The organism is Phycobacter sedimenti (assembly GCF_038148855.1).
Classification (GTDB): Bacteria; Pseudomonadota; Alphaproteobacteria; order Rhodobacterales; family Rhodobacteraceae; genus Phycobacter; species Phycobacter sedimenti.
In genome coordinates, this window is the sequence record NZ_JBBVGR010000009.1 from 116,581 (window position 1) to 129,180 (window position 12,600).

Genomic DNA, 12,600 nt, shown 5'->3' on the forward strand with positions numbered 1-12,600 from the left:
CCAGCGCTCAGGGCTTTGGAGGATCGTCCGGGAAGCCGTCCCCGCCCGCCAGGACGAGCCGCCGCTCCATCTCCAGCAGCACCATGATCGTGCAACGCAGATAGTCCGTGTGATCAAGCGTTGGCTCATCCGCAAGTGCAAAGCGACGCGCGGCAGCTTCAAGCGCGCCATTTCCCCATTCCGGATGCAAGCTGCCCGCCCCGCCGTCCCGCTCCAGAGCGGCTTGTGCACCCTCGAAAATGGCCGTCAGCACGGTGCCTCTCCGACCGCAAGGTGCCGCAAGAACAGCGCGGGCCACTGTCGCGACATCCCCCGGCAGAATGGGCCGCCTCATGCTAAAACGACCCGCGCCGCAATGCCTGCGCCAAAACGATCGGACAGTTGCGCGACTTCGAAGATATCCCCGGGCATGACAGCGTCGGCCGCTTGCATTGCCATATCGTAAGCCCAGGCGCTTTGGGTTGTGATATCTTCGCGCAAGAGGGTCTGACCGCGCAGGATACGGACCCTGTACTGCTCCCGCGCCTCGCCCAGAGGCACATCCGGCAGATCCCAGCTGTCCCCTTCGATCCGGGTGCGGCGGATCCAGCTGACCTGCGTATCCTCGCCCAGCGCGCCGCCCAGACGCAGGTGGACCGGCGCATAGGGGCGCAAGCCGTTGCCATCAAAGGCTTCGATGCGGTGCGTGTAGCTTGGATCCTCATATCCGCGCCGGGCGGGTCCGATCCGGTAGTGGCGCGCAATCCGGCGCTGGTCGAGCGGCAGATCCAGTTGCCGCGGCGTTCCATCCAGCAGAACGACATAAGAGCCCGCAGGCCAGACCTCCGGCATCAGCCCGTCACTTCCCAGCTGCCCACGCAGGCGCCCACGCAACAGATATGTGCCGGTTGCGACCAGCTCAGCCTCCCGGAACTGAAAGATCTCCCAGTTGCCATTGCTGCCATCGCCGATGGCCATCGCATTGGCACCACTGAGAACCGCCAAAGGATCACGCCCCTCCAGACTGCCGTGAACAAGCCGAACCTGCAGATCGCCCCCAAGATCCCAGCGCCCAACCGGACCCGCAGGAAGCGGTGTTTCCGTGACGCCGACCACAGATCGCGCGGCGATGATCTCTTCCAGAACATAGCCTTCATCCGCCTGCGCGCCATAGACGGCGACGGTTCCTGGCCAGGCGGCGGCGCTTACCGCAAGATGGGGTGCATGCGGCACCTCCTCTCCGGTCAGAAGGGGCAGGTCCATGAACAGCGGCAGCACCGGCGTTGGCGCCACAAAGGCGTTCACTCCGGGCAGGTCGTCAGGGACGTCAGCCGGTTCATAGACGCCGGGATCGATCCGGACCGCCTCTACCACCTGCGCCTCTGCCATCTCGATCCGGTCCAGCCGGAACAGCGCGCGGGGGGACTTCCCGCGCTCGTTTTCCGGCCCCGAAGGATCTGCGACGGGCAATGCAACGACATCGCCCACGCCAAGCCCCAGCCGGGACGGCGGCAGCACAAAGCGGGCGGTGTCCCGCGCAATGCGGGCTTCAATCAGCCAGCGATCCGCAGTCTGACGGGCCTCGGCGCGCGTGAGCACCAGCGCCAGATCATTCTGGCTCACTGCGTGGCTCGCCTCATCCGGCAGGATCGCCTCTACCGAAGCCATATCATAGCCTGCGCCCCATTCAGAGAAACGCAGACGGAAACGGCCAGCCAGTTCTGCCTCTCCCGAACGCACATGGGACAGTCCGCCCTCGACCTCGCCGCTATCGACCAGGGTTTCCAGTGCCAGGTTTTGCGCTTTGCCTCCCGTGCGCTCGCGGAACCGCAAAAGACCGTCCTGTTCGATGGCATCAAACCCGTGCCGCAGCATCAGGGGCTGCAAGGCGGCACGCGCCTCTTGCGTGCTATCCAGCGAATAGCCGTGGACCAGCCCATAAAGGGTACTGGTATCGATGTCCGTCAGGCCCGATCGGGCGCACAGTTCGTGCACCACCGACGCAAGGCTGCGCTGACCGATCCGCCCATTGAGCCAGTGGCCGCGCAGGTAGTTTGCACCATCGCTCCAGATCTCCACATCATTGGGAAAAGCCGGAAAAGGACGCACATCCCAGGCCCAGACATAGGCGTTGGCCATATCCACCATGGGCGCCTCATACTCGGGCGAGACAGGGTTGTTGACGGGATCGCTCCAATAGCCAAGCATCGCCCGCAGGTAGTGCCGCTGGATCAGATCGTCGCGCTGCCCGTTCGAATATTTCGGCAGTCTGGATTCCGAGCTTTTGGGGTCCAGGAACTTGTTCGGCTGGTTGGTTCCCCGGTCAATGGCCGCGCAACCCAGTTCGGTGAACCAGATCGGCTTGCTCTGCGGCTGCCAATCTGTTGGGTAAGGCTGACGGACCCCGCCGATCCGCTCGTGATGTGTGTTTGCCCACCAGTTGCGGATATCCTTGTAGCGCCAGATCCAGGGTTCATTATGGCTGCCATCGGTGATGGGAGTACGGATCTGTGCGTCTTCCGCATCGGGGGAATGATAGTACCAGTCGTAGCCCTCACCGCCTTCGATGTTGCCGCGCAGATACTCAAGGTCATAGATCGCGGGTACACCCGCCACAGCGTCCAAGTGATCCTCGTTCTGGCGCCAGTCGGACAGCGGCATGTAGTTATCGATCCCGACGAAATCGATCTGTGGATCCGCCCACAGCGGATCAAGGTGGAAATAGCGGTTACCTTCCGGGCTGCTATACCCCCAGTATTCCGACCAATCCGCCGCATAGCCGATCTTGACCTCTGGCCCAAGGATCTGGCGCACATCAGCCGCCAGATCCCGCAAGGCCGCAACCGCCGGAAATCCGCTGGCGCCGCGGATCTGCGTGAGGGCACGCATTTCTGAGCTGATGCAAAAGGCCTCAACACCGCCCGCTGCCGCGCAAAGGGCGGCGTTGTGCAGGATGAACCGCCTCAGCCCCCATTCCTCGGGTCCTTTGTAGGTGACGGCGCCATGTGAGACCGAGAAGTCCGCAACCCGCGCCTGCCCCATGAAAGCGGCCACTTCGGCATCGGCAGCGGCACTCTGGTCCGGGGATCCGTTTCGGCCGGGGGCAATCGACAGGGTGATCCGCCCGCGCCAAGGAAGATGCGGCTGATCGGCGCTGTCGCTCCAGGGATCCGGCAGTCCGTTGCCTTCGGCCTGATCCATCAGGATGAACGGGTAGAACATCACCCGCCGCCCCTGTTCGCGCATGGTCTGGATCGCTTCGATCACAGCCGCATCCGCAGGGGTGCCACCATAAACCGGAGAGGCTTCACTATCCTTCAACACCTCCTCCGCGGTTGCCCGCGTCAGACCTGACACGCGCCAGGGCATGCCCACCCCATCGGCACGCTTCTGCTCTACCTTCGGTTTGATTTGGCAGTCCCCGCACCGCAGGTCATCCCCGAACCAGGACACGATCAAGGAGGCCGCATCGCAGGCGGGGAGTTCCTGTTCCAGCGCCTCCAGAGCGGACAGAAGGTCCGTCTGCCCCGAAGGCGTGTGCGTATTGGCCGCGCGCATATCGCCGGGTCCGCCGGAATAGTTCACCGGGCTGGCCGCAAGGGCATACTCCCCGGTCCCCGGCATCAGCGCGACACCGCGCAACAGCTGCCCCGGATCATCGGCATACTCCGGGCGACCGGGCTGTTCGCCCCGGATCACCTCGAATGAAAACTGCGGCACCCGGTTGCCAAAACCCTCAAGCTGGATGTTCTCCATCACCACATAGGCGGTGCCGCGATAGGCCGGCACCCGCCCCGCACCCTCAACCGCCTCCATCAGCGGATCGGGCGCCTGATCGGGCGTACCCCGATAGACCGTCATATTGAGATCCAGCGGCGAGACTTCTTCCCCATCGGCCCAGACGCGGGCGACCGAAGTAATCTCACCCTCGCACAAGGCAATCGCAAGCGAGACCGAATAGCTGTAGCGGGTCACCGTGGGCTGGCGCGGGGCACCTTTCCCGCCGCCCCCAGTTGTTTGACTGCTTTCCAGAAACTGCGTGGACCAGATCACCTGTCCGCCGACACGGGTGCGGCCAAAGACCTGTGCGATGGGCTCGCCTTCGCTGGCCTGGGTCAGGCGGAACTGATTGACCTTTCCAGTCTCGACCGGGTCAGATCCGGCCCCAAACAGGCGCTCATCTATGGCGCGGCCCAATGTGGCCCCGATGGCGCGCCCGATCACAACAGAAGACAAGCCCGCCACGCTGCCGCCAACCGCGCCACCGATTGCGGCACCTGCCGCCGAAAGAAGAATAGTTGCCATCAGAGACCCTCTTGCGGGAATGCAAATCGCGCGGCGGTACTCCGCCGCCTTCATGTCCCGAGCCGAGCCAGGACTGGATGCCAAGATGTTTTGCCACGGATCCCGCCCGCATCCGAAAGAGCAGCACATCCCCAAGGGCTGCGTCCTGCAGCGGCTTCGGACTGAGATGCGTCCGGGCAGCCTCCAACAGGCGTTCCTCGCCCTGAGGCTCGGACCAGTCCATCGTGTAAGCCGGCAGAGCGGCCGGTTCCGCCCCCTCCAGTTCGCGCCAGATCCCGCGCACAAGCCCCAGACAATCACATCCTGCGCCGCGCCGACTGGCCTGATGCACATAAGGCGTCCCCAGCCAGCCTCGCGCAGTTTCGGCGATCCTGGCGCCGCTCATCTGCGGCTGCCGCCGGTATTGGCGCCGCTTGATTTCGGCACCGACATCACCCAGTCCTCGCCCGGGATATCGGGGAACCCCTGGTAGTTCAGCAGGTTGTTGAACTTCAGACGGCAGGTCTCCATCCGCTTGTCGCAGCCCGCCTCAAGCCGGACCAGATCCCCCGGAGCAACGGGCGTGCGCAAGGGTTCCCACAGCTCGATCCGGCGCACCTGCCCCGCGATGCGGTCCTGCTTTATCGCGCTCCAAAGCCCCTTGGCCGCTCCACCCAGCACGGTCAGGCGGCCGCGCGTGAACCATTCCGGTTCAAACCCCGCCAGATCGTGCCAGAAGAACACACGGCCCTCTTCGCTGCGCTCTACCCCACGCTGCACGGCATAGCCGGGGGCGCCGAGGTCAAAGCCGCAGTGCGCATCGCCCAGAACGGCAGTGCAGGGTTTCTGGTAGATCCGCCCCAGCGGTCGGTTCAATCCCTCGCTGAGGCCGCGCAGCTCGGCCTCGAAGGCACCGCCTGCGCGCCGCAACTCGCCGATGGAGCCGCGAAACTGCAACCACCGCACCGAGACGTCCTGCCAATTGACCAGCCAGCAGCGCACATCGGCTCCATCAAAACGGCCCGCCTCGATCTCATCTTCCCGGATCGCAGCATCCGACAGCGCTCCAAGCGCCTCGGTATTGTCAACCGACAGCCCCGTCGCCTGTTGAAGGGCGCGTGCGGTCAGACCGCTGCCCGCCTTGAACGATATGTCGTCAAACGCAAGATCCCGGTCGTGATCGGTGAATCCAAAGACCTCGCTGTCCCGCCGCGTCAAGGCCCAGGCCCGGCACAGGGTGGTCAGGCCCGTGGCAACGTGATCCAGAAACGCCTGCGAAGGTCCCGCCATCAGACACGCACCTCGACGATCGGCACGGCTGGCACATCCCCGGCCCTGAACGAGGCCACGCTGGTCTGGATCTGATCGGTATCAAAGCGCACCGGGACGTCGAATTCAAAACCGGCCACCACCTGAAGGCCCGCCTCGGGCGGGTAGGCAAGCGTGATCAGCCCCGAGGTCGCATCAAGCTCATAGTCAACACTCTCGCGCAATTCCTCCTGCTCGATCCCGACCCGCACGGTGTCGGCCACGGGTTTGGCGATGGGCCGCAGGTAGGTTGTCTCACCCGAGCGATAGGTTTTGGCCAGTTGAAAAGCGCTCGTCACCCCGTCGCCCAGGCCGATCACCTCATCCCGGTAATCCACATCGGCGGTGGCGCGGGCGGATTTGAAATCGGACCAGTCCTTCCAGCGAAACCCATACATCTGCCCCTGACGCGCCTCAAAGAAGGCGATCAGCACCTCCACATCGTCAAGAGACCGCAGGCCCAGCCCCGCATCATAGCGCCTGCGCGAATGCGCCCAGGGCGTGTTGCGTTCCTCGTGACCATTGGCCAGCGTCACGATATCTGTACGTCGCTGGGGACCTCCGACAGACCCAAAGCTGAGCGAGGCCGGAAACCGGATTTCATGGAAGCTCATCGCAAAATCTCCCCGAGTTGTTCAGCGGTTGCGGTTGCCGCGCGTCAAAGCGCGGGACAGGCGCGCGGCGATCTGGCCCTGGCTGCGCTGAAAGCCCTGCACATCGGGCGTCGTAATATTCATCACCACCTGGGTTGGACGCCCTCCGGCGCTGGTCACGCCCAGCGAGCCATCGGCAGCGCGGCGCAGGGGCAGGATTGCCTCAGGACCGGCTTCCCCCATCAACCCCATTCCCCCGCGCATCGGGAACAGGGTGGCGCCGCTCACGACGCCGCCACGGGCAAAGGGCATCACGCGCCCTTCGGAAAACGCCGCGCCATCGGCAAAGGGCAAAAGCCCGCTCACGAGGTTGCCCACACCCGAGGCCAGGAGGCCGCCGACATGATCGGTGACTGGGCGAATGGCGGCGTTGTAGGTGGTGCGGATCATCGAGCGCGCAACGGTATCCAGCGCGTCAGACAGGCTCTTGCCGTCAAAGACCACCCCTTCGAAGGCGCGTCGCAGGCCGCGCGACATGCCGCGTTCCAGCGTCTGCACATCCTTGCCCGTCGCCGCAAAGGCATCGCGCACCCGGCGCAACTCGGTATCGAAACTTGCCGCCATGCCCGCGGCATCGCCCAGGGCATCCCCCAAGGCTTCGCTGCGCAGCTCAAGCTCTGCGATTTCAGTTTCCGCCATCGGCATGCTCCTCGCTCTTTGGCCCATCCGGGAAGGCTGACATCAAATCCTGAAGTCCGGCCCGGTCCATCGCCGCCCTGCCCCCTTCGTGCCCCAGCATCAGGCGCAATTCTGCCGGGGTCAGACGCCAGAACGCATCCGGAGTCAGGCGCAGCCCGGTCAGGCCAAGCCGCATCAGCGCAGGCCAGTCAAAGCCGCTCATGTCCGGGCCTCAGGGAGTGCAAAGCTGCGCGCCAAAAGCTGGGCTGCGATCCGCGCGGCACCCATCGGACCACCGGCAATCTCGGCTTTTCCCAGATCCTCAGCGCGCAGATCATGCCCGCCACCCTCAAGCCCCGCCGCGATCAGCGCCAGGATATCGCGGGCCGAGAACCGACCCTCTTCGAACCGCTTCACAAGATCCACGAGGGAACCTTCACCCAAGCTCTGTTCCAGGCTGGCCAGCGCGCCAAGGGTCAGTTTCAGCGCATAGGCGCGCCCATCGATGACGATCTCGACCTCGCCTGCAAAGGGGTTGACCATGGCTCAGACCGCCGTGAACGTCAGCGCGCCGGCACTGGCCAGCGACAGCTCGTACGTGGCCTCGCCATTGTGTGTACCGGCATATTCCAGAGCCGTTACCTGAAAGGGACCTTTGATGATGCCGAAATCAGGCACAACCACCTGAAAGTCCGGGGTGATCCCGTCAAAGAACAACTGCCGCGCGCGCTCATCCGTGCCCTCATCGCGGAACACGCCCGAGCCGGAGATATTGGCTGAGCGCACCCCCGCACCAGAAAGCAGCTCACGCCAGCCGCCCTGGCTTTCGAGGCTGGTCACATCGACACTTTCGGCATTGAAACTGATGCGCGTGGCCCTCAGCCCCGCGATGGTTTCGAACTGACCATCCCCGGTCATGTCGACCTTGATCAGCAGATCCTTGCCATTCTGTGCACCCATGGGGTCACTCCACTTTCTATCTGTTTACAGGGGGTTGCGCCTCTGGCTTGGCGCGCTCAGCCGTCTTCGACCCGCGCCGCAAAGCGCAGGATGATGCTGCGCCCGCCATCCGCCAGACGCTCGGCTGCGGCGCGTTCAAACCACAAGCCGACAAGTCGGCCGCGCGACAGGGTCAGTGGCGCATTGATCAGCGCATCGCAGACTGCCGCTGCCACGGCTTTCGCCGCCGAAAACCCGGCGGTGTCAGAAAAGACGCTGACCGTAAAACGATGCCGCGCGCCTGCGCCGGAGACATCCGAGCGGTCCTCCACCTCTTCGGGGCCAAGGGCCACATAGGTCTGAGGCAGGGCACCCGAAGGCAGCGCATCGAACAGGTCGCTGCCGATCAACGCCGTCAGCCCCGGGTCCGCCGCAAGATGCTGATAGACCGCAGATTGAAGCGCCTCTGATAGGGCATAGCTCATGCGCCCACCTCCTCAACCGCGAAACAGGTCAGGTAGCGTCCGCGCGCGTCCGCCTCGCTCACCGCATCGATGCGAAACAGCCGCGTTCCATCGCGAAACCGCTGGTCGGGGCGCGGCCGCGACACGGCGCCGACCGGCGACGCCCGAACCGTGATCCGGTAGCGCTGCAGCGAGAGACTGCCACCCTGCTGATCGGCACTGCGCCCGCTCAGGGCGCTCACCTCGGCCCAAAGCGTTCCAAGCGCCGCCCAGCTTTCCACATAGCCCCCAGCCCCATCGGGAAGCCGCTGCGGGTCTTCCAGCACAAGCCGACGGGCCAGCTGCGGCGCGGGCACAGAAACGCTCATTGAACCGCCCGCAACGACAGGCGCGGGGCACGGTACCGCTGGATCAGGCTGGTGACACCAAAGGGCATGCAGCCGCCGTGCAGCCCCGTGTCCGCGCGGTACTCGTAGTAATGCGCCGCCAGCATCAGGACAGACTGAGCCAGATCGGCCGGCAGATCGCCCCAGGTGGCGCCCAGACCGGCCTCAAAGGTGATCTTTGCCGTGCCACCTTCGGCCACGAGCGGCAGATAACCGTGCACGGGGCGCAGTTTCGGGTGATGGGTATCCTGCTCCAGGTAATAGAGCGCGGGATCAAGCACGCGTTCGCTGCCGACGGCATCCACCATCACCACCGACGAAATCGCCAGAACCGGCGCAACCGGCACAGTGGCCGCCCCCGGATCGCGCCAGCGGGGCAACACCCATTCGAACGTCCGCTGGATCAGCGCCTTGCCGGTGCGCGCCTCAATGGCCGAAATCGCCGCCCGCAGAAAGCCGCTCAGCACGCCGTCCTGAAGGCTTTCTTCGCCAAAGCCGGTGCCCAGTCGCAGATGCGCCTTGAAGGCCTCCAGCGGCAAAGCGCTGTCCGGCACCTGTGCCACTTCGGTCAAAATCATCTCATCTCTCCGCAGTTCCCCGCACAATCCGGCCCTGGGCCGGTGTCCCCCAGGTTTGATCATTGCAGCGGGCGCACATCCTCTCTGCCGCTCGGACGGAGGGGGAGCAGCTGGACGACAAAGAGTAAGTGACATGCGCCCGCCGACGGGTCCGGGCTGCCGGCCCCGTCATCGGTTCCAAGCGGTTAGCTCAGGCCGAATTTCAGCAGTTTGATGGCGGCAAAATCGCTGACATCGCCGCCGATACGTTTGGTGGCATAGAACAGCACGTGCGGTTTGGCGCTGAAGGGGTCGCGCAGTACCCGCAGATCGGGCCGTTCGGCAATCGTGTAGCCGGCAGCAAAGTCGCCGAAGGCCACGGAAAAACTGTCCGTCGCGATATCCGGCATGTCCTCGGCCACCAGCACCGGATAGCCCATCAGCCGCGCGGGCTCACCGGCCGCCAGACCATCGGACCACAGGAAACGGCCATCGGCGTCTTTCAGCTTGCGGATCACGCCTGCCGTTTTGGAGTTCATCACGAAGGACGCACCGGCGCGATACTGCGCCCCCAGCGCATAGACCAGATCGATGATGGCATCACCCGTGCCAATATCCCCATCGCCCCCTGTCGCGACATAGCCGAGACTGCCCCAGGACCAGACGTCGTTGTCCACCGTCGGATGGGTCAGAATACCGGTGGGCTTGTCCACCCCATCGCCGGTCAGGAACGCCGCGGCCTCGGCCCGGGAAAATTTGTCGGCTATCCGGCCCGCAAGCCAACCTTCGATGTCAAAGGCGCTGTCGTCCAGGAGCCGCTGCGAGGCCTTCGGAAGCGCGCTCAGCTCGTGCAGAGGGATGGTGATGCGGTCAATCGACGGTGTCCCGGTTTCGCCTCTGGGGTCGGTCTCGCTCGCCCAGCCTGCGCCCACATCGGTATGATCGATCAGCACGTCATAAGAGGTCGCCTCCACGTTCACCACCAAGGCCACGGCCCGGATCGACGCCGTCGACTGGAGCACTGATTTCACGGTATCGGCGGTTTGCGGATCCACGAGGTAGCCACCATCGCTGTTGACCGATCCCGACAGGGATTTTGCATCCAGCTCAAGGCCCCTCAACGCCCCTTCATCGCCCGAGCGCAGGTAGGCGCCAAATGCCTTTTGATGGGGGGCGCCGATCTCCTCGCTTGCGGCAAGATGGGGGCGCGCCGCCACCTGAGTTTTTCGATCCAGCATGGTCATTCGCTCTTCCGTCTGTTTCAGTTTCGCCTGCACTTCACCCTGGAACCCCCTGAAGTCTTTGACAAAGCCGGAAACGGCCTGACGGACTTCCTGCACCAGCGGCACCGCATCTCCGGCCAGGGCCGGGATTTCCTGTTTGCTCATTTGTTGTCCTGTTTCCTTGAGGTCCTACGCATCCCGCGCGCCGCGCAGTTCGGCCGCAAGGGCGCGCAACACGGTTTCCGTCTCGGAGGTCGATTTCGCGGCAACCCGCGCTGCCGCCAGCATGGGAAAGGTCACCAGTGACACTTCCCACAGGTCCAGCTCGGTCAGCTTTCGCCCGCCCCCCTCATGGCGCGCGGCCTTCACCGTGCGATAGCCGATCGACAGCCCATCCAGCGCCCCCGCCGCAATCAGCGAAACCGCCTCCGCTCCGCGTCGTGTTTCGGTCAGAACCCGCCCTTTCACCCAGAGGCCGCGCGCATCCTCTCGCACCTCCTCCCAGACCCCGATGGGCTGACCGGGATCGTGCTGCCACAGCATCTTGACCTTGCAGTCCCTGGCCGCAAGCGCGCGGAGCGACGCCACATAGGCCCCGGGCATCACGATATCGCCGCCCTGGTCAATCTCACCGAACAGACTGGCATAGCCTTGAATGACGTTATCCCCTTCCAGTCGCAGCGCGGTATCACTGCCTGCGAATTTTTGCTCAAGCTCTAACTGCGCCTGCATGAGAAATTCCTTATATACACCTGATATTTCAAACTATTGCGAAACCAGAAAGGACTGGAACGCCTGCGCCAGGATCACGGCTGCGACGCCATAGACCGTGAGCCAAAGCCGTTTTTCCAGCCGCTCGATCATCTGTTCGATCCGTTCCAGCCGCCGGTTCATTGCCTGGTTTTGGATCTCCGTGACCCGTTCATGGGCCGACAGGCGCAGGCCCGGAGAGCAATCGAAAGGAGGGAGAGGCATCTCAGGCATTGTCATCGCTCACCTGCAGGGGCGGAAGACCGAGCAGCCGACGCTTTTCATCCGTGCTGAGGAAATCTGCCTGCGAGACCCGTCGCCACTGCGCCTCACGCTCAGAGGACAGAGCCGAAACCTGATCGACATCTGCGCGCAACTCCAGCGCCTCGCCAGTGAAACCTGACAGCCAGTCCGACAGAACAGCCGCCACGCGAGACACCAACGGCAGCACCGTCAGACGATAGAAGGCGCGGTTCGCTTCCTGATAATTGGCGTAGGCCGCATCCCCTGGCAGGCCAAGAAGCATGGGCGGCACCCCAAAGGCCAGGGCGATTTCCCGTGCGGCGGCCTCTTTCGTCTTTTGAAATTCCATGTCCGATGGCGAAAACCCCATCGGTTTCCAATCCAGCCCTCCTTCCAGAACCATCGGCCGTCCGGCGTTTCGCGCTCCCTGAAAGTTGCTTTCTATTTCGTCACTTAGACGGCGGAATTGATCATCAGACATCATCCCCTGGCCGTCACTGCCAGACCACACCAGCGCGCCAGACGGACGCGCGGCATTGTCGAGCAGCGCCTTTGACCAGCGTGAGGCCGCATTGTGCACATCTACCGCCGTGGCGGCCGCCTGAATCGGCGCGAACCCGTAGTGGTCGTCCTGCGGATGAAAGCTGCGGATATGGCAGATCACACGTCGGCCACCTGCAGCGGCAAATCGATGTTTGCGCCCGGACACCGCATAGTCATAGGCAACCGGCCAGCCATCGGCGCCCGGCACCACGCTCATCCGGTCCGGGCGCAGCACATGCAGTTCGCTCGGCAGGCCCTCCTCTGTTGCCACGGCCTCGACGTAGGCATTGCCTGACAGCAGAAGATGACCAACCAGCGCCTCCATCAGGTCAGACCGCGACTGAGCCGGGTTCGGGCGGGCCAGCAGGGTCAGGAGCGGATGGGTTTCATAACGCTGCGCGCTGTCCTGCAGGATCAGGGGCAAGGCCGCTGCCGCCTCGGCGATCAGCTTTACGGCACGAAACCCGACCGGGTTGCCGGCAAAACCGTTGCGCGTCAGAGAGACGGTATCGCGTGCGCTCCAGGTCGTGCTGCCGAGGCCATGCCAGTTCACGACCCGCGCGGCTGCACTTGCTTTGCGTTCATCCGGCTGTTGTGGCGGCTGTCCAATCGGCCGCGTCTTGCGCCGCAGGCGGTCAAAGACCATGCTGCAC

16 protein-coding genes are annotated in these 12,600 nt (G+C 64.2%); all 16 read right to left on the minus strand.

Annotated elements, in window-relative coordinates; genetic code table 11:
- Window positions 1-7 precede the first annotated feature (7 nt).
- On the minus strand, window positions 8-334 hold the full coding sequence (locus AADA15_RS16290) for a DUF7742 family protein (protein ID WP_437343208.1): 327 nt from the start codon (window positions 332-334) through the stop codon (window positions 8-10).
- Window positions 331-4,275, minus strand: a complete 3,945-nt coding sequence (locus AADA15_RS16295; protein WP_437343214.1) for a baseplate multidomain protein megatron — start codon at window positions 4,273-4,275, stop codon at window positions 331-333. Before AADA15_RS16295 ends, AADA15_RS16290 begins: the two co-directional genes overlap by 4 nt.
- On the minus strand, window positions 4,157-4,669 hold the full coding sequence (locus AADA15_RS19310) for a C40 family peptidase (RefSeq protein WP_437343209.1): 513 nt from the start codon (window positions 4,667-4,669) through the stop codon (window positions 4,157-4,159). Before AADA15_RS19310 ends, AADA15_RS16295 begins: the two co-directional genes overlap by 119 nt.
- A complete protein-coding gene (locus AADA15_RS16305) occupies window positions 4,666-5,553 on the minus strand; it encodes a phage/gene transfer agent baseplate hub protein (RefSeq protein ID WP_341642621.1) in 888 nt (295 codons plus the stop codon). Before AADA15_RS16305 ends, AADA15_RS19310 begins: the two co-directional genes overlap by 4 nt.
- Window positions 5,553-6,185, minus strand: a complete 633-nt coding sequence (locus AADA15_RS16310) for a phage distal tail protein, Rcc01695 family (RefSeq protein ID WP_341642622.1) — start codon at window positions 6,183-6,185, stop codon at window positions 5,553-5,555. Before AADA15_RS16310 ends, AADA15_RS16305 begins: the two co-directional genes overlap by 1 nt.
- A gap of 21 nt (window positions 6,186-6,206) precedes the next feature.
- On the minus strand, window positions 6,207-6,863 hold the full coding sequence (locus tag AADA15_RS16315; RefSeq protein WP_341642623.1) for an RcGTA-type gene transfer agent tail tape measure protein: 657 nt from the start codon (window positions 6,861-6,863) through the stop codon (window positions 6,207-6,209).
- Window positions 6,850-7,065, minus strand: coding sequence for a rcc01693 family protein (locus AADA15_RS16320; protein ID WP_341642624.1), 216 nt, complete (start codon window positions 7,063-7,065; stop codon window positions 6,850-6,852). Before AADA15_RS16320 ends, AADA15_RS16315 begins: the two co-directional genes overlap by 14 nt.
- Window positions 7,062-7,385: a gene transfer agent family protein gene (locus AADA15_RS16325; RefSeq protein ID WP_341642625.1), complete on the minus strand. Its 324-nt coding sequence runs from the start codon at window positions 7,383-7,385 to the stop codon at window positions 7,062-7,064. The genes AADA15_RS16320 and AADA15_RS16325 overlap by 4 nt, the downstream gene beginning before the upstream one ends.
- 3 nt (window positions 7,386-7,388) lie before the next feature.
- Window positions 7,389-7,802: a phage major tail protein, TP901-1 family gene (locus tag AADA15_RS16330; protein ID WP_341642626.1), complete on the minus strand. Its 414-nt coding sequence runs from the start codon at window positions 7,800-7,802 to the stop codon at window positions 7,389-7,391.
- Window positions 7,803-7,858: 56 nt separating this feature from the next.
- Window positions 7,859-8,266, minus strand: coding sequence for a DUF3168 domain-containing protein (locus AADA15_RS16335; protein WP_341642627.1), 408 nt, complete (start codon window positions 8,264-8,266; stop codon window positions 7,859-7,861).
- Complete coding sequence (locus AADA15_RS16340; RefSeq protein ID WP_341642628.1) at window positions 8,263-8,613, minus strand: head-tail adaptor protein; 351 nt, start codon at window positions 8,611-8,613, stop codon at window positions 8,263-8,265. Before AADA15_RS16340 ends, AADA15_RS16335 begins: the two co-directional genes overlap by 4 nt.
- Window positions 8,610-9,209, minus strand: coding sequence for a head-tail connector protein (locus tag AADA15_RS16345; RefSeq protein WP_341642629.1), 600 nt, complete (start codon window positions 9,207-9,209; stop codon window positions 8,610-8,612). The genes AADA15_RS16340 and AADA15_RS16345 overlap by 4 nt, the downstream gene beginning before the upstream one ends.
- A gap of 185 nt (window positions 9,210-9,394) precedes the next feature.
- Complete coding sequence (locus tag AADA15_RS16350; RefSeq protein WP_341642630.1) at window positions 9,395-10,576, minus strand: phage major capsid protein; 1,182 nt, start codon at window positions 10,574-10,576, stop codon at window positions 9,395-9,397.
- A gap of 24 nt (window positions 10,577-10,600) precedes the next feature.
- Complete coding sequence (locus AADA15_RS16355; protein WP_341642631.1) at window positions 10,601-11,143, minus strand: HK97 family phage prohead protease; 543 nt, start codon at window positions 11,141-11,143, stop codon at window positions 10,601-10,603.
- 33 nt (window positions 11,144-11,176) lie between these two features.
- Window positions 11,177-11,395 (minus strand): GTA head formation protein, RCAP_rcc01685 family, encoded by a 219-nt coding sequence (locus AADA15_RS16360; RefSeq protein ID WP_341642632.1) that lies wholly within the window; start codon window positions 11,393-11,395, stop codon window positions 11,177-11,179.
- Window positions 11,388-12,593 carry a phage portal protein gene (locus tag AADA15_RS16365; RefSeq protein ID WP_341642633.1) on the minus strand — a complete coding sequence of 402 codons (1,206 nt, stop codon included), beginning with the start codon at window positions 12,591-12,593 and terminating at the stop codon, window positions 11,388-11,390. Before AADA15_RS16365 ends, AADA15_RS16360 begins: the two co-directional genes overlap by 8 nt.
- Window positions 12,594-12,600 lie beyond the last annotated feature (7 nt).

Excerpts from the sequence above, each read along its gene's own strand:
- AADA15_RS16290 (WP_437343208.1), bottom strand. The coding sequence starts at position 334 with ATGAGGCGGCCCATTCTGCCGGGGGATGTCGCGACAGTGGCCCGCGCT.
- AADA15_RS19310 (WP_437343209.1), bottom strand. The coding sequence starts at position 4,669 with ATGAGCGGCGCCAGGATCGCCGAAACTGCGCGAGGCTGGCTGGGGACG.
- AADA15_RS16305 (WP_341642621.1), bottom strand. The coding sequence starts at position 5,553 with ATGGCGGGACCTTCGCAGGCGTTTCTGGATCACGTTGCCACGGGCCTG.
- AADA15_RS16310 (WP_341642622.1), bottom strand. The coding sequence starts at position 6,185 with ATGAGCTTCCATGAAATCCGGTTTCCGGCCTCGCTCAGCTTTGGGTCT.
- AADA15_RS16315 (WP_341642623.1), bottom strand. The coding sequence starts at position 6,863 with ATGGCGGAAACTGAAATCGCAGAGCTTGAGCTGCGCAGCGAAGCCTTG.
- AADA15_RS16320 (WP_341642624.1), bottom strand. The coding sequence starts at position 7,065 with ATGAGCGGCTTTGACTGGCCTGCGCTGATGCGGCTTGGCCTGACCGGG.
- AADA15_RS16325 (WP_341642625.1), bottom strand. The coding sequence starts at position 7,385 with ATGGTCAACCCCTTTGCAGGCGAGGTCGAGATCGTCATCGATGGGCGC.
- AADA15_RS16330 (WP_341642626.1), bottom strand. The coding sequence starts at position 7,802 with ATGGGTGCACAGAATGGCAAGGATCTGCTGATCAAGGTCGACATGACC.
- AADA15_RS16335 (WP_341642627.1), bottom strand. The coding sequence starts at position 8,266 with ATGAGCTATGCCCTATCAGAGGCGCTTCAATCTGCGGTCTATCAGCAT.
- AADA15_RS16340 (WP_341642628.1), bottom strand. The coding sequence starts at position 8,613 with ATGAGCGTTTCTGTGCCCGCGCCGCAGCTGGCCCGTCGGCTTGTGCTG.
- AADA15_RS16345 (WP_341642629.1), bottom strand. The coding sequence starts at position 9,209 with ATGATTTTGACCGAAGTGGCACAGGTGCCGGACAGCGCTTTGCCGCTG.
- AADA15_RS16350 (WP_341642630.1), bottom strand. The coding sequence starts at position 10,576 with ATGAGCAAACAGGAAATCCCGGCCCTGGCCGGAGATGCGGTGCCGCTG.
- AADA15_RS16355 (WP_341642631.1), bottom strand. The coding sequence starts at position 11,143 with ATGCAGGCGCAGTTAGAGCTTGAGCAAAAATTCGCAGGCAGTGATACC.
- AADA15_RS16360 (WP_341642632.1), bottom strand. The coding sequence starts at position 11,395 with ATGCCTGAGATGCCTCTCCCTCCTTTCGATTGCTCTCCGGGCCTGCGC.
- AADA15_RS16365 (WP_341642633.1), bottom strand. The coding sequence starts at position 12,593 with ATGGTCTTTGACCGCCTGCGGCGCAAGACGCGGCCGATTGGACAGCCG.